Origin of the sequence: Arenibacter palladensis, from assembly GCF_900129275.1 — a bacterium.
In the GTDB taxonomy this organism is placed as follows: Bacteria; Bacteroidota; Bacteroidia; order Flavobacteriales; family Flavobacteriaceae; genus Arenibacter; species Arenibacter palladensis.
In genome coordinates this window covers 330,430-351,180 of sequence record NZ_FQUX01000001.1, presented here as the reverse complement: position 1 = coordinate 351,180, position 20,751 = coordinate 330,430, and the positions used below count along the sequence as shown (strand labels likewise).

Annotated in this window: 19 protein-coding genes and 1 tRNA gene; 9 read left to right on the top strand and 11 right to left on the bottom strand. The window is 40.2% G+C overall.

The genetic code is table 11. The annotated features are described in order from the left end of the window. Positions 1 to 11: 11 nt before the first annotated feature. Complete coding sequence (locus tag BUA60_RS01305) at positions 12 to 617, bottom strand: TetR/AcrR family transcriptional regulator (RefSeq protein ID WP_072859944.1); 606 nt, start codon at positions 615 to 617, stop codon at positions 12 to 14. 160 nt (positions 618 to 777) lie between these two features. On the opposite strand from BUA60_RS01305, the gene BUA60_RS01300 reads away from it, so the two are divergent. Continuing rightward, on the top strand, positions 778 to 1,752 hold the full coding sequence (locus tag BUA60_RS01300) for a polyprenyl synthetase family protein (protein WP_072860801.1): 975 nt from the start codon (positions 778 to 780) through the stop codon (positions 1,750 to 1,752). 29 nt (positions 1,753 to 1,781) lie between these two features. Here the strand turns inward: BUA60_RS01300 and BUA60_RS01295 are convergent, their stop codons facing one another. The 4 genes from BUA60_RS01295 to BUA60_RS01280 form a co-directional block, all read right to left on the bottom strand. Then, a complete protein-coding gene (locus BUA60_RS01295) occupies positions 1,782 to 5,192 on the bottom strand; it encodes a HEAT repeat domain-containing protein (protein WP_072859943.1) in 3,411 nt (1,136 codons plus the stop codon). A 67-nt stretch (positions 5,193 to 5,259) separates the two neighbouring features. After that, complete coding sequence (locus tag BUA60_RS01290) at positions 5,260 to 6,414, bottom strand: lycopene cyclase family protein (RefSeq protein ID WP_072859942.1); 1,155 nt, start codon at positions 6,412 to 6,414, stop codon at positions 5,260 to 5,262. A gap of 128 nt (positions 6,415 to 6,542) precedes the next feature. Next, positions 6,543 to 7,031, bottom strand: a complete 489-nt coding sequence (locus BUA60_RS01285) for a thioredoxin family protein (protein ID WP_072859941.1) — start codon at positions 7,029 to 7,031, stop codon at positions 6,543 to 6,545. 5 nt (positions 7,032 to 7,036) lie between these two features. Next, positions 7,037 to 9,340, bottom strand: a complete 2,304-nt coding sequence (locus tag BUA60_RS01280; protein ID WP_072859940.1) for a TonB-dependent receptor — start codon at positions 9,338 to 9,340, stop codon at positions 7,037 to 7,039. 79 nt (positions 9,341 to 9,419) lie between these two features. Between BUA60_RS01280 and BUA60_RS01275 the strand changes: the two genes are divergently transcribed. Genes BUA60_RS01275 through BUA60_RS01255 form a run of 5 tightly spaced genes read left to right on the top strand, consistent with a single transcriptional unit; the run spans position 9,420 to position 12,243 of the window. Further along, positions 9,420 to 10,082: a metal-dependent transcriptional regulator gene (locus tag BUA60_RS01275; protein WP_072859939.1), complete on the top strand. Its 663-nt coding sequence runs from the start codon at positions 9,420 to 9,422 to the stop codon at positions 10,080 to 10,082. Beyond that, on the top strand, positions 10,079 to 10,900 hold the full coding sequence (locus BUA60_RS01270; protein WP_072859938.1) for a ZIP family metal transporter: 822 nt from the start codon (positions 10,079 to 10,081) through the stop codon (positions 10,898 to 10,900). Before BUA60_RS01275 ends, BUA60_RS01270 begins: the two co-directional genes overlap by 4 nt. 44 nt (positions 10,901 to 10,944) lie before the next feature. Next, a complete protein-coding gene (locus tag BUA60_RS01265; protein WP_072859937.1) occupies positions 10,945 to 11,376 on the top strand; it encodes a hypothetical protein in 432 nt (143 codons plus the stop codon). 33 nt (positions 11,377 to 11,409) lie between these two features. After that, a complete protein-coding gene (locus BUA60_RS01260) occupies positions 11,410 to 11,823 on the top strand; it encodes a DUF2141 domain-containing protein (protein WP_072860800.1) in 414 nt (137 codons plus the stop codon). Between the two features lie 33 nt (positions 11,824 to 11,856). Beyond that, positions 11,857 to 12,243: a DUF423 domain-containing protein gene (locus BUA60_RS01255; RefSeq protein ID WP_072859936.1), complete on the top strand. Its 387-nt coding sequence runs from the start codon at positions 11,857 to 11,859 to the stop codon at positions 12,241 to 12,243. Positions 12,244 to 12,246: 3 nt separating this feature from the next. Here BUA60_RS01255 and BUA60_RS01250 read toward each other — a convergent pair whose 3' ends face one another. The 5 genes from BUA60_RS01250 to BUA60_RS01235 form a co-directional block, all read right to left on the bottom strand. Continuing rightward, positions 12,247 to 13,779, bottom strand: a complete 1,533-nt coding sequence (locus BUA60_RS01250) for a carboxypeptidase-like regulatory domain-containing protein (RefSeq protein ID WP_072859935.1) — start codon at positions 13,777 to 13,779, stop codon at positions 12,247 to 12,249. 138 nt (positions 13,780 to 13,917) lie between these two features. Further along, a complete protein-coding gene (locus BUA60_RS22935; protein ID WP_178346947.1) occupies positions 13,918 to 14,067 on the bottom strand; it encodes a hypothetical protein in 150 nt (49 codons plus the stop codon). A gap of 106 nt (positions 14,068 to 14,173) precedes the next feature. After that, a complete protein-coding gene (gene feoB, locus BUA60_RS01245) occupies positions 14,174 to 16,411 on the bottom strand; it encodes a ferrous iron transport protein B (protein ID WP_072859934.1) in 2,238 nt (745 codons plus the stop codon). Beyond that, positions 16,408 to 16,650, bottom strand: a complete 243-nt coding sequence (locus BUA60_RS01240; RefSeq protein WP_072859933.1) for a FeoA family protein — start codon at positions 16,648 to 16,650, stop codon at positions 16,408 to 16,410. Before BUA60_RS01240 ends, feoB begins: the two co-directional genes overlap by 4 nt. A 218-nt stretch (positions 16,651 to 16,868) precedes the next feature. Further along, positions 16,869 to 17,543 (bottom strand): SCO family protein, encoded by a 675-nt coding sequence (locus tag BUA60_RS01235; RefSeq protein WP_072859932.1) that lies wholly within the window; start codon positions 17,541 to 17,543, stop codon positions 16,869 to 16,871. Between the two features lie 162 nt (positions 17,544 to 17,705). On the opposite strand from BUA60_RS01235, the gene rseP reads away from it, so the two are divergent. Both rseP and BUA60_RS01225 read left to right on the top strand, forming a co-directional pair. Beyond that, on the top strand, positions 17,706 to 19,022 hold the full coding sequence (rseP, locus tag BUA60_RS01230) for an RIP metalloprotease RseP (protein WP_072859931.1): 1,317 nt from the start codon (positions 17,706 to 17,708) through the stop codon (positions 19,020 to 19,022). 104 nt (positions 19,023 to 19,126) lie between these two features. Then, positions 19,127 to 19,200, top strand: a tRNA-Asn gene (locus BUA60_RS01225). Positions 19,201 to 19,382: 182 nt separating this feature from the next. On the opposite strand, the gene BUA60_RS01220 is transcribed toward BUA60_RS01225, so the two are convergent. Beyond that, entirely contained in the window at positions 19,383 to 19,865 is a 483-nt protein-coding gene (locus BUA60_RS01220; protein WP_072859930.1) for a hypothetical protein, read from the bottom strand. Positions 19,866 to 20,123: 258 nt separating this feature from the next. Here BUA60_RS01220 and BUA60_RS01215 point away from each other — a divergent pair, with 258 nt between their 5' ends. Continuing rightward, positions 20,124 to 20,453 (top strand): YegP family protein, encoded by a 330-nt coding sequence (locus tag BUA60_RS01215; RefSeq protein ID WP_072859929.1) that lies wholly within the window; start codon positions 20,124 to 20,126, stop codon positions 20,451 to 20,453. The last annotated feature ends 298 nt before the right edge of the window (positions 20,454 to 20,751 follow it).

Genomic DNA, 20,751 nt, shown 5'->3' with positions numbered 1-20,751 from the left:
TAACTTATTATTTAATCCTGTGTTGAATTGATTATATCATTTAGTATCTTTCTGCCCTTTGGTGTTACAATTCCCCGCAAATGATATTCAAGAAAATAATCCTGTAATTCCTTTGCTGTGAAATTGCCTTGCGGGAAAAAGCGCTCGTCCTTAATACTGGCCACACCGGAAATATAGATTCGAGATACAAATTCCACGTTTAAATTTTCCCTGTATATACCCGTTTCCAAACCTCTTTTGATATTGTTTACAGTACATTCCTGCATAAGCTCATATTGCTTTTTACTAAGGTTGTCAAATATTTTGGGGTAGTATTTTTGCAACTGGTATTGGGGGGAAGATTTTTCATCCTTCAATTGTGAAATGACAAACTTTTTAATGTCGTACAATTCTTCAATAGGATTCTTGCCACTGGAGCATATTAAATCTATTCCAAAATTAATTTGATTCAATAGGCCGAAAGTGCACTCTTGTACCAACTTGGTCTTGTTTTCAAAATGGGTGTAGATCGTTTTTTTTGATATCCCCATTTCATTAGCCAAATCGTCCATGGTAACACTTTTGAACCCAAGGTTCAAAAACATGTCCGTTGCTTTTTCTAAAATTTTTTCCTTCATAGAGGCCGCAAAGATAATCGTGGAAACTTATAAAACAAAAAAAGTTTCCTAAGTTTTACGTTTTCTTAACATTTTAGTCAATCCCCTTCTTTTTGCATCGTATTTTGTTTCCCTATGGTAGGTGATTTCTTTTAATGTATTTTTGAAGAAAATTGCCGTTATGCATAGTATTGAACAGTATAGGGCCCAGTTTTTGGCCCATATGGAGCAGAAAGTGAAAATAAAGGAACCTGTAAATCTTTATAAGCCAATTTCCTATATATTGAATTTAGGGGGAAAACGATTAAGGCCTGTGTTAACATTGATGACTACTGATATTTTTGGAGGCGATTATAAGAAGGCTTTGGATGCCGCATTGGCTGTAGAGGTATTTCACAATTTTTCGTTGGTTCATGATGATATTATGGATGAGGCCCCATTAAGGAGAGGGAAACAGACCTTGCATAAAAAATGGGACCTAAATACCGGCATTTTATCAGGGGATGCCATGTTGATATACAGCTATCAACTATTGGAAAGTTACCCTGCCATGACATTTAAGAAATTGTTGCAGGTCTTTAGTCAAACCGCTTTAGAGGTTTGTGAAGGGCAACAATACGATGTGGACTTTGAGAACAGGGAAGATGTTACTATTCCGGAATACCTGATCATGATCCAAAATAAAACTGCTGTATTGGTAGCAGCGGCCATGAAAATGGGAGCCATAATTGCCGAAAAGCCAGACGAGTTGCAAGATTTAATATATGACTTTGGAAAGAATCTAGGTATTGCCTTTCAGTTACAGGACGATTATTTAGATGCCTTTGGGGATCCCAAGAGTTTTGGGAAACAGGTTGGGGGCGATATTATTGAGAACAAAAAGACCTATTTGTACTTGAAGGCCTTGGATATGGGAACCCCTAAACAGGCTCAGGAGTTGGAACACTTGTATTCCATTAAGCCTAAAGACGCCAAGGACAAAATAAGCACGGTAAAGGAATTATTTGTAGAAACTGGAGCAGTATCCAGAACTATCGAAGAAATAAAAAGTTATACCGATAGGGCCTTCACAACTTTGGAAATGCTGAACCTGGAACCTGGGAAAAGGGACCTATTAAGGCAGTTTGGCACTGCCTTAATGAATCGCGAGGTTTAAGGTGGCATAGAGTGTTATTTTGGTTTGGGTCAATTCTTTTTCAAATTGGCCAAAAACTCTATTACATCCCTAATTTCCCTTTTGGACATTACTGTTCCCATGGGAGGCATGCCAGAGGCCATATTTTGTCTTTTGTCTATCCTGGACAAGGCAATTTCCATGGGTTCCGCATCCGAAGTTTTTAGTATTAGCTCATCCTCGGTTTCCTCTTCCAATATTCCTGTAACTGTTTGTCCGTCCTTTAGGGTAACGGTAACCATTCCATAACCTGGTGATAAACGTGCACTAGGATTTATCAAGGATTCAAGGAGCTGTTCCCTGCTCAAAATGTCACCTATGTTGTCCAAGGCCGGACCCACAGCTCCGCCTGCACCGCCAAGGGCATGGCATCTAACGCACTGTCCGGCGGAATTGGTGTTGAAATATTGATAACCCGCCCGTCTGTTACCTCCATTTAGGGTTTCCGTATAGGCTTCCAGCCCATCTCCATGGGCTTTCAAAATGCCCAATTGGGAAATTAGCTCCTCGGATTTGGTAGCTTCTACAGCCTCTGTTAAATCTAAAATGACCCCGTTGGAAAGTTTTTTGTTGTTCCCCTGTTTTATTAGGGAGATTAAAACGTCCTTGCTTTTTTCTAGGGGCATTTCTCCCAGTACACTCAACATTTTCTGTTGCTCTACAATAGATCCACTTTTAAATATAGGTTCCACAATAGCGGGGAGCTTTTCTTTGGGGAGATCTACCTGTGTTACCAATCCGACCGCCACGGTACGTACATCCCTATCTTTATCCGCCATGCCTATCCTCATAGCCTCCTCTATTTTGGTGTAATTCAAATCCCCCAGGGCCGCCAACATGGCCGAACGTACCTCTGGGGAAGCATGGCTTTTCATGATCTGTGCCAATTGGGCATTATATCCTTCGATCTTCAATGAGCTTAGGGCCTTAGCTGCAGCCACCAAAATATCCGGATTTTTATCCTTTAGGAAGTCGGGAATATACTTTTCTATCTTCTGTTTTACAACAATGGCATCCCTATTGATCTCGCCCCTGTAGCGGCCATCAACCCTATCCAGTACGGAAGGGGAGGCCCAAGTACCAATGGCTGCCAATGCCTCGCCCCTAAGATTGCTTGAAACGGATGCTCTTTTTGCAAAGTTGATTAGCAAGTCCAGTTCTTGTTCTCCACCAACCCTAAGTGCAGCATTTATACTCCTGCGCAATAAAGGCTCTGAAGTATATTTTTCCTCCTTCAGCAATGAAGCCAACGAGGGTAGGGCAAGTTCAATGGACCAATCGTCGTTGATGGCCCTGGCTGCCTCGGTTACTATATATTCATCCTGGTCCTGTAAAAATAAAGTCAATTGTTCATGCTGTAGACGTCTTAACACCAATACCGCTGCTATGCGCAAACTTCTGTTTTCGCTTTTGGCCAAGGCAACAATTGGGGCAACTTCCCCTATTCTTGATAATGCCAGTACCCCGGCATGTCTTAGATAGAGGTCTTCGTCATTATTGGTTTCCAACATTTTCAGAAGGGGCTCAATTGCATTTTTGTCCTTTATCCTGCCCAAGGCCTGGGCTGCAAAGAAACGGACACGGGCGTTGTCGTGTCCAAGTAATGAAATTAAATCCTTCCCTGCATTATTGTATTTTACATCGCCCAAGGTTTTGGCGGCCTGTGCCACTATTTCCGCATCACCATCCTTTAAAAGACCCATTAGTGATTGGGCCCTTTCCAAATTTTTTCTTGCCAACTGCCCAATTCCCCAAATACCATGTACCCTGGCCAATTGGTTTTGCTTTTGTGCAATAGCTTCCGTAAAGGCTTTTAACCCTTTGTTGTCCCTATTGGCCAACTCGAACTGTGCTTTTTGACGGATGCGCATGTCCGGATAGGATAGGAATTGGGTCAATTTATCCTCGCTTTGATCTGTATAATCCAAGGCCATGAGTCGCTCTGTCTCTTTTCTTTCAGCCTCTAAATCGTTCTTGTTCGGTGCCACATCCAACTTCCAGACCCGACCGTAATTTTTGGTGTCCCATCCATTCATCCAATCGGCAATATACAGTGCGCCATCCGGGGCGAACCGGATTCCCGTGGGCAAAATTCCGCTAAGGATATCCTGTTCACTTTTCAATTCAAAAGAAGCGCCCTTTGTTTTTAGGTCAAAACTCCATATATGGGACCTACTTGGATTGCCGACAAACTCTACCAGGAAAAATTTGTTTCTCCATTCTTTTCCCAGGGCAGTTCCCGGATTGTATGCCATTCCTGTGGGGCCATTGTGAAAATTCATTATTGGAGGAATAATATAAGCGGCCTGACCCTCCCAATGTGGGACATATAGCTTTTCATCCATCCAAACGTTGTACCCATTGTTTTTTGGGTCGGTGTATTTGCCATACTGCCAATTGGAGCGCCATCCCGCATCGGAACCTTCCACAATATAAACCAAGCGTTCACTCTCCCCCCGGTGATCCCCATCATTGTCTGCAGTAATAATATTGCCGTATTCGTCAAATACAAATTCGTGGGTGTTACGGACCCCGGCTGCAAAAACTTCAAAATCACTTCCGTCAGGATTGGATCTAACAATAACCCCTTGATTGGGGTATTTATGATGTATCCCATCCGCCGTAGTAATATTGGCACCTATATCGCCAATACCCCAATATATTCTTCCGTCAGGACCTTCAATGGCGCCCGACATTCCATGACCTCCAAAACCTATATGAACCCCATAACCATGGGAAATGGAAGTTTTATCGCTCATAATGCCATCACCATCCTCATCTGTAACTCTCCACATATCCGGGGCAATACCCACGAACATATCATTTTTCCGAACCAATAATGCCCCGGCTACGTCCGATACTTCATCATGAAAATCATTAAGGATTCTTGTGGCAACATTGGCCATTCCATTACCATTTTGGTCTTCCAGTTTCCAAATTTCTTCTTTTTGAACTGTAAGATCCTTCCAATCATGTATACTATCCCCGTTGAGGTCCTTTAGCCATTCGTTTTCTGAACTTTTTTCAGTAGCGAAGGTTTCATGTAAGAATTTTTTTCGATCTTCCACGGATTGCAGGGCTATGGACGGTGTCATCCAATGCCTAAACCCCCTTATATCAAATTCTGAGTTCTTCTGACGATTGGTCCTTGTAAGGTATATATTGCCCTCATCATCCACGGACATGGCCACCGGATCCGGAGCCAAAGAATCCGAAGCCCATAAGGTCAGAGTAAGTCCGTCAGCAACTTGGGCGGGAACGCTTTCCCTAATTTCCTTAAATCTAGTCCGGGCAGTTGCCGTATCCTCTTTTATAACCAACAAAGGTTCTTTTGGTTGTTTGGGTTTTTTATCGCAGGAAATGGCGAAAATCCCAAAAAGGGAAACTAATAGAGCAATTCTAAAGGAGATAGTGTTTCGCATGGGTTTATATTGGTCTTAAGAGGAGTAAAATATACGTGTATATATCAGTATTTTAAAATATTGCCTGTTAAATTAAAAATATCCTGCGCACAAAGGCTTGGATAAATTCTTTTTTGGGGCAGGCCGCTATAATTTTTAAGTCTTCCCAAAGGCTGGTTTTTTCATCCAAAAATTTAAAGATATTTTGGGCTTTCCGTTGTTTGAACAATCGCCCAAAAATTAACCTTCCCTTATTGTTGTTCCTATGGAGTATATCCAACAATAGTAGGTCATAAAACCAAAATCGGTCCTTTTTAAAAAAGGTATTTAGCGGTTTGTCTTTTTTCAAAAACGGGATTAAAGCTCCTGTTTTTTGATGTGTCCGCATAAAAGTATAGCCGGAACTGGGCTTGGCCCATCCGCCGGCAACCCCAATGTGCATAAGATTCTTACTGTTGTGAATATTGAAATCATAACAGCTCATGGGGATGTTTCCCTTTTCCCTTTCCAATATTTCGTACTGTTGGCAATTTAGATCATCTTTTAGGTAGTCTTTTATGGCTTCTTCATATTCATGGGCAGGGAGCAGATTTTTGGAGAATAGGGTGTACTCCACCAAGGCCTCCGTTTCAGAAAAGGGCAGTACATACATAAACCGGGTGTTACCTTTCTGAGGTATGGAAAAATCCATAAAAGTGGCCTGTTGACTGTCAAAAACAGGTTTGTCAGATTTTATAAACCACCCTATAAAATGTTGCTGAAGGACCGGGTATTTTTTCTGTTGCAAAAGAGGTTTGTAGTTGAATATGCTATTGAATACTTTTTTACCGATAAATGAATGGGAATCCGTGTCTACGATTACTTGGTCATCCCTCTCCTCTATGTGGGCAACATTCCCTTCCATGAAAGTGATGTTGGCATGCCAATTGATTTTTGTCCGGTAGGCTTTGTAAAAATCTACTGCCCTGATCATCTTATAGGTATAAGGGTCAATGGACATACGTTTGGAATAGGTGTCATCTGCCACCAAAATATGATTCCAGGTCTTGTGTAGAATGGCATCGAATTCACCCTCCTCCTTTTCCCAAAAACACCAGGTACGATCATTGGGTTTGTTCAAGTCCTTGTCCAATAAAAGAATGGATTTTTCCGAAAAGAAACTATCCTTTCCCAGAGCGTCGGCCAATAGCAGACCGGAGGCACCGGCACCAATAATAATATAATCGTATGTGGCCTTGGACATGGTCTCTATTGACACTGAATAATGCTGGGTTAAGTAATGATGAAATATCCATATAGGGGATATTTCCAAAAATACGAATTCTATTTATAGAACATACATTTCCTTGAAAGGTATAAATTTGGCTTAGGTTATGGCATTTTTTCCAGTATAGAGAGCAATTGTTCTGCATCCAGATACTGGAAATAGCGTGCTTGGGCATTAAATTTGGAATCCATCAAAACCATAGCGGGCAAGGTAAAGGGAGCGTCTTTTCTACTTGCTAAAAGAAGCGGGATTTCGTGTACTGGATTGCGTTTATTGGCCCTCTTATTGATAAAACTTTGTTGCCCGAAAACTATGGTATCCGTTGTTTCCACATTCATCTTCACGGCATAATAGTCGTTGTTGAGTTTATGGATTACCTTGGGGTCTTTGAAGGCAATTTTATCCATTTTTAGGCATGGGGCGCACCAATCAGCATAAAAATCGATAAATACTTTTTTTGGATGCACCTCTAAGGAATCGTTCAATTGCTCAAAACTGATCCATTGTATTGTATTATTTGTTTGGGCATATGTAATACCGGAGATTACGTTAAATAGACAAACGAACATCCATATAGTCAGCTTTTTCTTCATGTTTATTACAATGATTTTATTCTTAGTCCAACAAAAACGGTCCTGGGTGCTCCCGGTCCATAAACGTAGTTACTATCCCTATTTTTTCCTAGATCGAAATCGTCCTGGTAGGCGTTGGTCAAGTTTTTTACCCCACCAAAAACTTCCATTCCAGTATCAATATTGGAAAATTCAAAACTGTACCCAAGTCTTAGGCTAAGTTCCGTGAAGGATGGGGTGCTAGTGTATTCATCCATAGCCTGCCCAGTTCCTTCCCCGCTAAAATGGACCAGTTCCATAGGACCTGTATACACTATATTGGCGCTGGCGCTCAATTTTTTGGTAGGGGTATAGGTAAAGGTAGCGTAACCGTAATTATTGGGGGTTCTTAGAAATTCCCTTTTGGCTTCCAGGCCTTCAATATTTTCTACGGCCTCATCATACTGGCTCTCTTGTAGGGTAATGCCTGCATCAACTTGTAACATATAGTCAAAATTGGCCCTTGTTTCCAAGGTAATACCTTTTACGGTGGCACCACTGCCATTTCTTTTTTCGAAACGTTCACCAAATTGATCCTCCCCCAATGGGAAAAGGTAAAAGGCGTCATTTAGATGGGTTTGGAATCCCTCCAGGGTGAAGCCTGCAATAAAGTGTTCCCTAGCCTTATCGTAATTTACTGATGCCGTAAAACTATTGGAGCGTTCTTCCTTTAAATTGTCGGACAGGGTGATACGCGATATACCACCCCCGGCAAAAGCTATGTGCAGGTCGGTATCAAAGGCTTGCGGCGCCCTGAAACCTGTGCCCCAGCCGAGCCTTAATTGTGTCTCCTTCTTCCATTTGTACAGCAAGGAGAGTCTAGGGCTTAAAATGGCCTTGTCCAAGAGATTGTGCTGGTCTATTCTAAACCCTGATAAAAAATTTAGATCAGGAGTTATATCCCAATCATTCTGTAGAAATCCCCCAAGGTTTCTTGTGGTCTGATCTATTTTATAGTTATAGGCTTCAATTACATCCAATACCTCGTCATATACATACTCGGAACCAAGGGTAATAACGCTTTTGCCCCCTAAAAAGGAATTGAATCTATGATTGTATTGCGCCCCACCTTGATGGGTGGTAACATGGGATATGCCATAGGGAGGGTCCGCATAAAACTGGCTCAATTCTGGTTCCTCGTCCGGGATGATGCCCGTATAATGATCACGATCGGTATATTGACCGCCATAATAAAGTATTAAAGCACTTTTTTCTTCATTAAAATTAATCTGATAATCCAAACTTCCCATAAGTACGTTGTGGGTCCTTTCTTCCGACTGCTGTGCCAAGTGAGCGGATTTGTCTACCATTTCGCCCCCATAGCGATATTCATTAATACTACTTATACTCGCTTCCAGTTTTTGGTTTTCTTTAGGGATATAAAAGAAATTGGTGCCAAAGGAATTGTTTTTTAGCTGTGGTAGCTCGGAAAAATTATCCCCGTTATCGTCATAGGTATCACGGTCCCGCTTACTGACGAAAAATGTAGCGCCAGCATTTTTCTTGGTGTTTACTACAGTTGCATTTCCAACAAGAAGATGGTCGTTGCTGCCATTGCCCATATTTTGATAGGTGTAGGTAAAGGCATATTCATTTTGCCTAGGAATTTTGGTCATTACATTTACAGTCCCTCCAATGGCACTGGACCCGTATAAGGCCGATACGCCGCCTCGGACTATTTCAATACGCTCTATCATATTGGCAGGAATTTGCTCCATGCCATATAATCCGGTAAGTGGACTAAATATGGGCCTCCCATTGATAAGGATTTGCGAATATCCTCCTTGTAGCCCGTTTATGCGCAATTGGGTATAATTGCAGGTTTGGCAATCGGTTTCTATGCGGAGGCCTGGTTGAAATCTGAGGCCTTCGGACAGGTTGCTTGCCACCACGTTGTCCAATGTTTTACTGTTGATCAAATTTACAATTACTGGTGAGTCCGTTCGTCTTTTGTCCGTCCGGGTACCCGTAACCACCACTTGTTCCAGCCCCATAACATCTTCCTCCAATTGAAAATTTAGTTGCAAAGTAAGGGAGTTGTTTAGCGTAACCACCTTTTCCACGGATGTGTATCCTATGCTTTTACATATTACGGTGTAGGTGCCAAAAGGAGCCTCCAGGACATACTTTCCGGCTTCATTGGTAGTAGTGCCTAGACGGGTGTCCTTGAGTTGTATGGTAGCCCAGGGCAAAACCTCCCCTTGGGACTTGACCGTACCTGTTAAGGTTCCGGTTTGTGAATAAAGGTTTAAAAGTGGAATAAGGAGACTTACCAACAATATATTTTTCATCAATTGAAATTATAATTTAGGCAAATCTAAAAATTTGTTTTTATAAATAAAAATGTATTTTTGTGTAAATAAGTATTTAATGACACGTTCGGAAGAAAACTATATTAAGACTATTTTTCATTTAGGAAGAAAGGGGACCCAGGAAGTGGCCACCAATGCCATTGCCGAACTCATGGAAACCAAGCCTTCCTCGGTTACGGATATGATCAAGAGACTGTCCGAAAAAGATCTGGTAAACTACAAGCGTTACCAAGGGGTCTCATTGACCGACTTGGGAAACAAAACAGCTTTGGGGATTATTAGAAAACATAGGCTATGGGAGGTTTTCTTGGTGGAGAAGTTGGATTTTTCCTGGGATGAGGTGCATGAAGTGGCGGAACAGTTGGAGCATATAAAAAGCGACAAGCTAATAGATAGCCTTGATAAGCTGTTGGCATATCCAAAATTTGATCCGCACGGAGATCCCATACCCGACAAAAATGGTGGATTTAAGGAAAGGGACAGGGAATTATTAAGTGAAGTCCCCATAAATACTGGTGGGGTATGTGTTGGGGTGAAGGACTCATCCGCAACCTTTTTAAAATTCCTGGATAAAAACGGCATAGCCTTGGGGAACCAAATAAAGGTAATGGAGATAGAAGAGTTTGACGGTTCATTGAATATTGAGATCGACGGCAGGAAAATGCAAATTTCACATGTCATTGCTTCTAATTTATATATTAAAGCCAGTGATGAAATATGAAGGAAATTATTGATTATTTTGAAGCAATAGACCCTATTTTGGCTGCATTTTATGCCACCTTATTTACATGGGGATTAACTGCTCTGGGAGCTGCGCTGGTCTTTTTCTTTAAGACCATGAATAGGGCAGTGTTGGACGGGATGTTGGGTTTTACCGGAGGTGTTATGGTAGCCGCAAGCTTCTGGAGTCTTTTGGCGCCAGGAATTGAAATGAGCCCTGGAGAGGGGTTTGTAAAAGTAATTCCGGCGGCAGTTGGATTTTTGTTAGGGGCTTTATTTCTTTTTGGATTGGATAAGGTCTTGCCGCATTTGCATATCAATTTTAAGGAAAATGAAAAGGAAGGGATAAAAACACCATGGCATAAAACCACCTTATTGACTTTGGCGATTACCTTGCACAATATTCCGGAGGGACTTGCCGTTGGGGTATTATTCGGGGGTGTTGCCGCAGGATTTGACGGGGCTACGATTGGTGGGGCCGTGGCTTTGGCCATGGGGATTGGACTCCAAAATTTTCCCGAGGGTTTTGCCGTTGCCATGCCATTGAGAAGGCAGGGACTAAGCCGTAGAAAGAGTTTTATGTTTGGTCAGGCTTCCGCTTTGGTAGAACCTATTGCCGCTGTATTGGGGGCTTGGGCCGTTCTTACCTTTCAGCCCATTTTGCCCTATGCGCTGTCTTTTGCGGCCGGTGCAATGATATTTGTGGTCGTGGAAGAAGTAATTCCGGAAACACAACAGGACAAGTATACGGACATTGCCACCATGGGTTTTATAGGAGGTTTTATAATAATGATGGCATTGGATGTTGGTCTTAGTTGATATGTTCTATTTTTATAAATTAATCGTCTATCTTCACTAATAATATGGGAAAAACTGAAAAAAGACATTGGTTGCTCAACTTGCTTATTGTGGTCACGATAATTGTGGTGGCCTTGGCTTTTACGGCACATTATAAAAATTGGGTAAAGACAGAAAAGGAGGAACTGGAAATATTATCCGGAATATATTTCGTAAAAATTCCATATGCCGATATGGATAGTGTTTCTATGGTGGAAAAGATACCTTCTATGGAGCGCATTAACGGTTTCTCTGTTAAGGAAAGGGAAAAAGGTGTTTTTAAAGAGGATAGCCTTAGTACGAACAAGGTGTATGTTTATGTAGATAAACTATCCCAACAAAAGATTAGGCTGGTCTATAAGGATTCCATGAAATTATTTTTAAACATGCCCGATAGTACCGAAACCGAGCTTATGTATCAGTTTTTGTCCAATAAAATTAATCCACCCAAGGAATAGATGTTGTATTCGGGTGTAGATTTCGTTATAAGCATGAAGAAATATAGTTGGCTATTGTTGTTTGCTTTTCCTTTTTTAGGGATGTCCCAATACAGCCTTTCTGTAGAAGTACAGGGCGTGAAATCCTCTTTGGGGAATATAAATATCGCCATTTACAATCGCTCCCAGGGATTTTTAGAATATGAAGAGGTCTTTAAGGTAGACCGGATTGCAGCACAGGAGGCGACCACCAATTTCAAGATTATGGACCTTCCCAACGGGGAGTATGCCGTTGCCATTTTTCATGACGAAAATGGGAACGATAAATTAGATACAAATTGGTTGGGGATTCCCAAGGAATCCGTTGCCTTCTCCAACGCCAAGATCAAGGCCTTTGGACCACCCAGCTATAAGGAGTGTGCCTTTAATTTGAATAGGGACTTGGATTTAAAGATGCAGTTCAATTAGGATATATATTTTAAACTTTGTAATAACAGTCTTATGGTACTTATAGCTCATATAATGGGTTCCCTTTACGGTCTTTTAGCGGTGGTATTTGGTGCCTTTGGGGCACACGCGCTAAAAAAGTCCTTAAATGAACAACAATTAAAAAGCTTTGAAACGGGCGTAAAGTATCAAATGTACCATGCTATTTTGTTGTTGGTTTTAGGATTTAACTTTAATTTGGAAACTGCTTTGGAACGTTATATGATCTATTGTTTTATTGTGGGGATCTTTCTTTTTTCCTTTAGTATTTACGGTCTTTCCATTAGTGCGGCCAAGGGCAGGAAAATTAGGATTCTGGGGCCAATAACTCCATTGGGAGGATTGTTATTGGTAATAGGATGGGCCTTATTGCTCTATTCCTTTATCCAAAATTTAGTGTAGTATTTAATTGATCTCCACTTGTGCCGTAAAATCCTTAATGGCCTGATTGGGTTCCAAGATGTTATATCCCTTCCAAAATTCTGGATCATAGTTGGGCATATAGGTAGGAAGTACCGTGTTATTTTCTTTAATGGAATTGAATTCTTGTTCTGTGATATCCTCAGTATCAAAAAGGATAAGTTCGTGCTTATTTATGCCGCTGCTGGCCATATCCAATTTTAAGTGAAGTTCATTTTGTTTGTTCCTTCCTTTAACTCGTTTGTTTAATTCAATTATTTTTAGAGGTCTTTTTATTCCAACTTTTGCCCCTAATTCCTCTTCCAGATAGCGCAAATAATAAAATCCGTCTTCGTTTTTAGAGAAGATCATTTTGCCCCTGTCCAAATATTGATCCAAGGAAATACCTAAAAGTTTAAAGGTTCTTAATGATTTAACATTGTTGTAATCTAACCGGATAATGGCAAAATCATCGGCATTTATAAATAGCCTTCCCTTGTAGTCTGCACCTCTTTTGGGCTCAAAATCCAAAATATACACCGCATCATCGCCCCAATAGGTAAAATCGATCATCTTAAAATCGTAGCGATTGTCTTTGTTGATAAAGTTGAGGTCGGAATCCTTGAGAAAGAACTGTTTTTCCATAATTTTTCCCAAACTTCCCTTTTTAAAGGAGGCAAAATTCTTCTTGCGCTCTTCTTCCTTTTTTTTCTTTTCAGCCAGTTCCTTTTTCAGTGCCTCGGCATCGGTGGAATCGGTGGGGAAGGTCATAAATTCGTCCGCGTCCACTTTGGTGCCAAATAGCCCCGATTTTATTTTGAAATAGGAATCGGGCTTTATATTTTTCTTTAGAATGTCATTGAACTTTTCCTCTAAGGAAGTCAGGTCCAGTTCACTTTGCTTATCATAAAGGTCCGAAGCCTTTATTAGGGTAAGTTTTTGGTTGTCCTTTTCAAAGTTGCCATAGAAGTCACCCAGGATCTCGGTGTAGCGACTAGATTGTTTAGGGATGGAATTTAGTACACTGTCCAAGAACTTTTTGTTGAGGGCCTCTATAGTAGATTCCTTGAACGTATAGTCCCTTTTAGTAAGGTTTTGATGGTAGGAATCTCTAAAAAATACGCGCTTTTTGGTGAGGCTGGTACCGTAATTTCTATCGATATTGATTTTTACCTGTTCAATAAGTTCTTCTGCGGTATATTGCTTATTGCTGACAATAACGGGATTTAGTTCAATGGGTTTTGCATTTAAAAGAATTACACTTTCCTTAAATTCGTTCAATGGCTTGCCCAAGGCTTCATATCCCATACATGAAACAAAAAGGGAGTCGGTTTCCTTGGTGTTCGCATCTAGGAGTAAACTAAAGCGCCCTTCCTCATTGGTAATTACGCCTTTTTTGTTGGATAATTGTACGGTGGCGTAGGGAATAGGTTGTTGGTTTGCGGAGTCCCTTACCACAGAGCTAATAATTTGGGCCTGATTGTAGAAAAATCCAAAGACAATTAGAAGCGCGGAAATTAAGGTTCTATTTATAAGCATAGAAGTGGTCTAAAGAACACCAAATTAAGGAATTGGAATTCTGAATGCAATGGACTTGTGATTATTTTAAGACACTGGAATACTTTTTTCAGCTAACGGTAGTGGAGTTGTGGCAATTAAATTGGATGTATGAAAAGGTTAATGACAACCACAATCCCCATCACCACAGGCTTTGGAGTTTCGTTTTTTTCCTGCAAACAAAGATTTTGGCAATAGAAATTTCTTTACGAGATACCCAAATGCGAGGGCAACCGTGATATAGACCAGAATATGTTGAAGAATACTCATTTTTAATTCTCGTTTTGAACGTTGAACAGATAAAAGTATATGGTTGCTTATTTATCTATCGGAACCAAATTCCGTTATATTCTTTCCTTTTTTTTGATCCACCGGATTACTTGATAATCTGGTAGGCAATCAATGCTACAATATACGCAAAAAGACTCATAAAAACCAGCTGGGCTGCAGGCCATTTCCAAGTATTGGTCTCCCTTTTTACTATGGCCAATGTACTCATACATTGCATGGCAAAGGCATAGAAAAGCAACAAGGATATCCCTGAGGCCAGATTAAATAAAGGCTTTTTAGTTTTGGGATCCATTTCGGCGGCCATTCTATTCTTTATAGTGTCCTCTTCATCGCTGCCCACACTGTAAATGGTAGCCAAGGTACCCACAAAGACCTCTCTTGCGGCAAAGGAAGTCAATACGGCTATACCAATTTTCCAATCATATCCCAACGGGCGTACAACAGGCTCTATGGCCTTACCCATATATCCCATATAGGAATTTTCCAGCTTATAACTGGCAATTTCCTGATTGGTGGCCTTTTCGTTTAGGGTCATTTCCTTAATTCTTAGCGAGTCGTTTATAGCCGCTTGGTCCAAGGCGTAGACTTTGGAGTTTAGACTATCCTGTAGTGCCAATTTATAGCTGGCCATGGTACTTTCTATATTGGATTTGTTAAAGTCTGAAAACCCTTCATTTTTTATATTTTCTGTTACAATAGTCTCTGCATTTTCAAAATCATCGGAAAAGCCGTTGGAGCCCAAAAACCATAGAATAATAGAGATGGCCAATATAATTTTACCGGCACCCAGCACAAAACTTTTAGTCTTTTCCCAAACCGTGTATACCACATTCTTAACAAGTGGTAACTTATAATTGGGCATTTCCATGACGAAAAAGGTCTTGCTCTTGATCTTCATAATCTTGTTCAGGATCATCGCCGAAAGTATTGCCGCTCCAAATCCCATAAGATAAAGGAGCATTAAGGTCAGTGCCTGATAGCTAAGCCCCAAAAATCTTCCTTCTGGGATTACCAGGGCAATAATGATCAAATAAACCGGTAGGCGGGCAGAGCAGGTGGTAAATGGGGTAACCAAAATGGTAATCAGTCGCTCTTTCCAGTTCTCAATGGTCCTTGTGGCCATAATAGCTGGAATGGCGCATGCCGTTCCAGAAATTAATGGCACTACGCTTTTACCACTTAAACCAAAGGGCCGCATTAATTTATCCATTAAGAAAACAACCCGGCTCATATAGCCAGATTCCTCCAAAAGGGCAATGAATAGGAACAAAAAAGCTATTTGGGGAATAAAAATAACGATCCCTCCAATACCAGCTAGAATTCCTTCCGCAATTAAATTGGTAAATACGCCAGGTGGCAAAGTGTCCTTTACCCATTCGCTGGCAGAGGCAAAGGATTCATCAATAAAATCCATTGGGTAACTGCTCCAATCGTATATGGCTTGGAAAATAGTCAGTAGGATGACGAAAAAGATAAGATATCCGAATATTTTATGGGTCAACACCTTATCCAGGGTAGCTCTGAGTCCCTTGGCGGCATTTATATCTACCTTATAGGCCTGTTTTAGGATACCATTTATAAATTGATATCTAAGAATGGTTTCTTTTTGTTGAAGTCGCTTTAATTCGGATTTGGATTTGGTGGCAAAAGAGGCGGTAATGTTGATCGGATTCTTTTCTATGGGCATAAAATTTACATCCTGAGTAATTACCAACCAAAGTTTGTAAAGATCTTCTTTGGGGAAAGTGGCCTTCAGTTTTTCAAAATACTCGGGTGCAATTACCGTAGTGTCCACATTGGGAGCAATGGAAAGATTCTTATAATCGGCAATCAATTCTTTGATCCTATCTATACCAGTTCCTTTTCTGGTACTTACCAATGCAATTTTGGTATCGAGCTTTTCTTCCAACAATTCAATGTCCAAGGAGATACCCGTCCTGGACATACGATCGGCCATATTGATGACCAAAATTACCGGAATTTTAAGGTCCTTGATCTGTGTAAAGAGAAGCAGGTTTCTTTTAAGGTTTTCAACATCGCTGATGACGACGGCAACATCCGGAAAATCCTTGTCATTTTTGTTGAGTAGTAGTTCTACAACTACACTCTCGTCCAAGGAAGTGGTGTTAAGGCTATAAGTGCCGGGAAGATCCAGGATATGGGCTTTTACACCCCTGGGCAATTTGCAGACCCCTTCTTTTTTTTCAACGGTAATCCCGGGGTAGTTCCCTACTTTTTGTTTTAATCCTGTAAGTTGATTAAAGACCGAAGTTTTACCGGTATTGGGATTGCCTATAAGCGCAACCTTGATCTGTTTGCTCATAGTGGGGAATCTTCAATAATTTCTAACTCTATTAGAGCGGCCATAGAACGCCTAATGGCAATATGGGTACCGTTAACGTTAATGTATATAGGGTCTTTAAGGGGAGCTACCTGTACCAATTCTATTTCGTTGCCTGGCAAACAACCCAGTTCCAATAGTTTAATGGGAAGAATTCCATCGGCAAATTCTTTGATGATTCCCTTTTGCCCTCGCCTTAAATGTGCTACCGTTGTAATCAATTTTTATTTAGATTGATTTTAATTAAGCACAAAAATAAAAGAAAAAGATGAAGTAAACAGCTAAAACCATAAAAAGTTAAGGGTATAAAAGGGGCGCTGCCTTGGTTTGAAGATTGGAGGCCCAATTTTTAATGTGGACATTGTACGTTTTGATGAATTGGCAGAAATGGATCTACCTTAATATTTTAAACTTTGTTTGTCCAACCAATGCCTATACATTATTCCTCATAGGAAGATTTCAAAATTTTAAGGTCGCTCAGTAGCTTCTCCATTTCTTCGGTGTTTGTACCGTCATAGAACCCCCTGATCCTTCGTTCCTTATCTACCAGAATAAAGTTTTCGGTATGGATCATATCGTAGGGACCAGCATCGCCATCGGTCTTAACGGCCATGTAGGATTTTCTGGCCAGTTCATAGATCTGCTTCTTATTGCCCGTAACCAGATTCCATTTACTATCCTTTACCCCTTTTTCCAGGGCATATTTTTTTAGTTGCGGAACAGAGTCAATGTCGGGGGTCACTGAATGTGACAACAACATTACATCATCGTCGTTTAAAATTTTATCCTGGATGCCTGCCATATTTTTGGTCATTATGGGGCAAATGGTGGGGCAAGTGGTAAAGAAAAAATCGGCAATATAAATTTTGTTCTCGTAGTCTTTTTGGGTCACCAATTTCCCGTTCTGATTGGTCAATGCAAAATCGGCAATGGTGTGGTATTTTTTTACATGTTGCAGGGTGCTGTCCACCAATTCAAAATTTACCATGGCCGGTTGGTAGACGGGCAGAATTTCTTTGGGCTGCAAGGCATTGTAAAAGAGGGAGATAATCACTGCAGAAACAATTAGAAGTACAATGCCGAAGAATTTGAATTTGGCAAAAAACGAACGCATTTTTTTTGGTAAAGGTAAGGTAGACGGCTATATATTTCAAGTAGCTAACCAGGGATTGCTACTAAATCTTTCTTAAAAAGACCTGTGGGGGGAATAGTTTTTTTTTTAAGACCACGTAATAATGTACTTTTGTGCGTTTTTAAAGTTTAAAAAAAATACTTAATGACCTTAACACTACAGATTGTACAGTTTGTACTCATCATATCCATTTTGGTGATCCTTCATGAAATGGGCCATTTTTTTCCAGCAAAATATTTTAAGACCAAGGTAGAAAAGTTCTATTTGTTTTTTGATGTCAAGTTTTCCTTGTTCAAAAAGAAAATTGGGGATACGGAGTACGGAATTGGTTGGTTGCCTTTGGGCGGTTATGTAAAGATTGCCGGGATGATCGATGAGAGTATGGATACCGAACAAATGAAGCAGGAGCCACAGCCGTGGGAATTCCGATCCAAACCGGCTTGGCAACGACTTATTATTATGACCGGTGGGGTAATCGTCAATTTTTTATTGGCCTGGGTTATTTATACCATGTTGTTGTTTTCCAATGGTGATACCTATATTCCTTCGGACAGTCTAAAATATGGTATAGTAGTAGATTCCATAGGGGAACAGTTGGGATTAAAGACCGGCGATCAAATTTTGATGGTGGATGATAAGAAGACCAGAAAATTCAATGAGGCCGTTTTGGATATTATCCTTGGGGATGAGGTAACGGTGAAAAGGGATGGGCGCGAAATAACAGTGCCCTTATCGGATGAAGGCAAGGAGACCGTTTTTGCTACCCAGGGAAAGAATTTCTTGGGATATAGGTCTAAGGCTATAATTGCCAAGGTACAGCCCAATTCGGTAGCAGAAAAGGCGGGATTAATGCCAGGTGATGAAATTAAAGGGGTCAACGGAGTGGATACCCAATATTGGGACGAATTTAGAAGTAAGATTGGGGCATCTGCCAATCAAAAATTGGATATCAGTGTTTTGCGCAATGGCAGTACGGAACATTTGGAATTGATCGTTCCCGATGAAGGAATAATTGGAATAGAGTTGGATCTTACCGATCTTAGGGTTACCGATAATTACAACTTTTTTGAAGCCATCCCTGCGGGTTATAAACGTACCATTCAGGTTTTGACAGATCAAATAAGACAGTTTAAGGTAATCTTTAATACAAAGACGGGAGCCTACAAACAAGTTAAGGGTCCTATTGGAATAGTGGAATTGATGTCGCCCACATGGGATTGGGTCTATTTCTTGAATTTCATGGCTATGTTCTCCGTATGGTTGGCCTTTTTGAATATTCTTCCTATACCGGCTTTGGATGGGGGACACGTAATGTTCTTGTTGTATGAGATGATATCTGGTAGGAAACCGAGTGAAAAGGTATTGGAAACTGGTCAAATTATTGGTTTTGTTATACTTATGGGACTTATGGCAGTGGTATTTGGAAACGATATCTGGAATATTATTAAGAAGTTTTTATAGGGGAAATAAATAATTTTAAAATTTAGGTGCAAAACAGCCATTATTTGTTTGGCGTATTTGAAAAAACATTTATATTTGCACCCGCTTAGGCGATAAAAATACACTCCTCCTTAGCTCAGTTGGTTAGAGCATCTGACTGTTAATCAGAGGGTCCTTGGTTCGAGCCCAAGAGGGGGAGCAAAAGTGGAAATCCAACTTATGAAAATAGGTTGGATTTTTTTGTTTAAGGCATATTATACAGCATCCAACTGCATTATGTGCACTAACTGCACTTTCCAACTAAATGCCAACTTGCCAAGTTATTTTGAGTAAAAAAGGTTCCCATGGAGGTTCCCAAATACCGCCGACATTTAGCTATGATTAGAAGTTGTTGTAGTGCGCTATTTTTTCAGAGTTTATAAATTCCCTGAAATTTCGGATTAGTTTTTTTTCTTCGCTCATGAAGAAAAAAAGAACTAAGATGAAGACCAAAGGAAAAACAAAGTAGAAAGGCAAAGGTATTCCTAAACCCATTGTAAGCTCCAGAATCAACATGATTAATGGAATAACCAGAATTAATATAAGTCCGTATTTGAATTTGGTTACTAATACTATATTGGTCTTATCTTCTGCCAGTTTAGATATTGTTCCATATACTATTACTGCACTTTTTGCATCGTTATTTAGGTCAAAGGCATGGTTGGTTCCAATTGAAAATTTCAAGCTTATTATAAACTTATTATCAGAAATCCACTTTAGGTGAAAACTTTTTTCTTTCCCATCCAACAGGGTTTTCAATTCCGCAATTCCAAAATCAGTCAAGATATATTCAGGATTGATTTTTAGGGGATTAAATAAGGTCATACATGCGGATTATTTAATGCATTACAACAATCGGATATAGTCATTAACTATATCCGATTCATGTCTACTAAAATAGATTATTTTAGGGTACACCACATAATACCTTCTTCTTTAAGCTGAATTAGCACATTAATTTTTAATGTACACATAGTAATGGGTCACAGGAGCTATCGACCCGGGTTATAAATGGGTATCATATTCTAGCCAATGCTGTCCAAAAAAAATATTATATTTAAGACTTAATATAAAATAGTACAAATGGGAAAATTTGAAATTAAAAAAGACAAATCCGGACAGTTTCGGTTTAATTTAAAGGCATCCAACGGACAGATCATTTTGGGAAGTGAGGCGTATACTACCAAAGCAGCTTGTGATAATGGGATATCATCCGTAAGAAAAAATTCGCAGGAAGATGGAAGATATGAGCGCAATACGGCCAAAGATGGCAGCCCATACTTTAACCTAAAGGCTTCCAATGGTCAAGTAATCGGCAAAAGCGAAATGTATTCAAGTTCCTCTGCCATGGAAAATGGCATTGCATCAGTGAAGAAAAACGCACCTGAGGCTACCGTTGAGGACAACTCCTAATGGTCTTTGGAGCAACGACGGGTTACGTTGATAAATTCAAGGAAAGACAGTCTTTATGACTGTCTTTCCTATTTTTTAACCCATTTGGTAAGAGAATTTTACCCTTGGAGGAGCTGAAGTGAGTCCAAGAGGTGAGCAGATAATCCCGGAAAGACATTGGTTTTACTTGGCTTTTTCTTTTTCGGACTTTTTTTATCCCAAATTAAGATTAAAGTCAGCAAAAAGTCAATCGATTTGGATTACTGGAGTGTGGCCTTATCCTTTTTATACTTTTGCGTAAGTTATTCAAATTTTTAGA

Coding starts and splice junctions, on each gene's coding strand:
- BUA60_RS01305 (WP_072859944.1), bottom strand. CDS start 617: ATGAAGGAAAAAATTTTAGAAAAAGCAACGGACATGTTTTTGAACCTT.
- BUA60_RS01300 (WP_072860801.1), top strand. CDS start 778: ATGCATAGTATTGAACAGTATAGGGCCCAGTTTTTGGCCCATATGGAG.
- BUA60_RS01295 (WP_072859943.1), bottom strand. CDS start 5,192: ATGCGAAACACTATCTCCTTTAGAATTGCTCTATTAGTTTCCCTTTTT.
- BUA60_RS01290 (WP_072859942.1), bottom strand. CDS start 6,414: ATGTCCAAGGCCACATACGATTATATTATTATTGGTGCCGGTGCCTCC.
- BUA60_RS01285 (WP_072859941.1), bottom strand. CDS start 7,031: ATGAAGAAAAAGCTGACTATATGGATGTTCGTTTGTCTATTTAACGTA.
- BUA60_RS01280 (WP_072859940.1), bottom strand. CDS start 9,340: ATGAAAAATATATTGTTGGTAAGTCTCCTTATTCCACTTTTAAACCTT.
- BUA60_RS01275 (WP_072859939.1), top strand. CDS start 9,420: ATGACACGTTCGGAAGAAAACTATATTAAGACTATTTTTCATTTAGGA.
- BUA60_RS01270 (WP_072859938.1), top strand. CDS start 10,079: ATGAAGGAAATTATTGATTATTTTGAAGCAATAGACCCTATTTTGGCT.
- BUA60_RS01265 (WP_072859937.1), top strand. CDS start 10,945: ATGGGAAAAACTGAAAAAAGACATTGGTTGCTCAACTTGCTTATTGTG.
- BUA60_RS01260 (WP_072860800.1), top strand. CDS start 11,410: ATGAAGAAATATAGTTGGCTATTGTTGTTTGCTTTTCCTTTTTTAGGG.
- BUA60_RS01255 (WP_072859936.1), top strand. CDS start 11,857: ATGGTACTTATAGCTCATATAATGGGTTCCCTTTACGGTCTTTTAGCG.
- BUA60_RS01250 (WP_072859935.1), bottom strand. CDS start 13,779: ATGCTTATAAATAGAACCTTAATTTCCGCGCTTCTAATTGTCTTTGGA.
- BUA60_RS22935 (WP_178346947.1), bottom strand. CDS start 14,067: ATGAGTATTCTTCAACATATTCTGGTCTATATCACGGTTGCCCTCGCA.
- feoB (WP_072859934.1), bottom strand. CDS start 16,411: ATGAGCAAACAGATCAAGGTTGCGCTTATAGGCAATCCCAATACCGGT.
- BUA60_RS01235 (WP_072859932.1), bottom strand. CDS start 17,543: ATGCGTTCGTTTTTTGCCAAATTCAAATTCTTCGGCATTGTACTTCTA.
- rseP (WP_072859931.1), top strand. CDS start 17,706: ATGACCTTAACACTACAGATTGTACAGTTTGTACTCATCATATCCATT.
- BUA60_RS01220 (WP_072859930.1), bottom strand. CDS start 19,865: ATGACCTTATTTAATCCCCTAAAAATCAATCCTGAATATATCTTGACT.
- BUA60_RS01215 (WP_072859929.1), top strand. CDS start 20,124: ATGGGAAAATTTGAAATTAAAAAAGACAAATCCGGACAGTTTCGGTTT.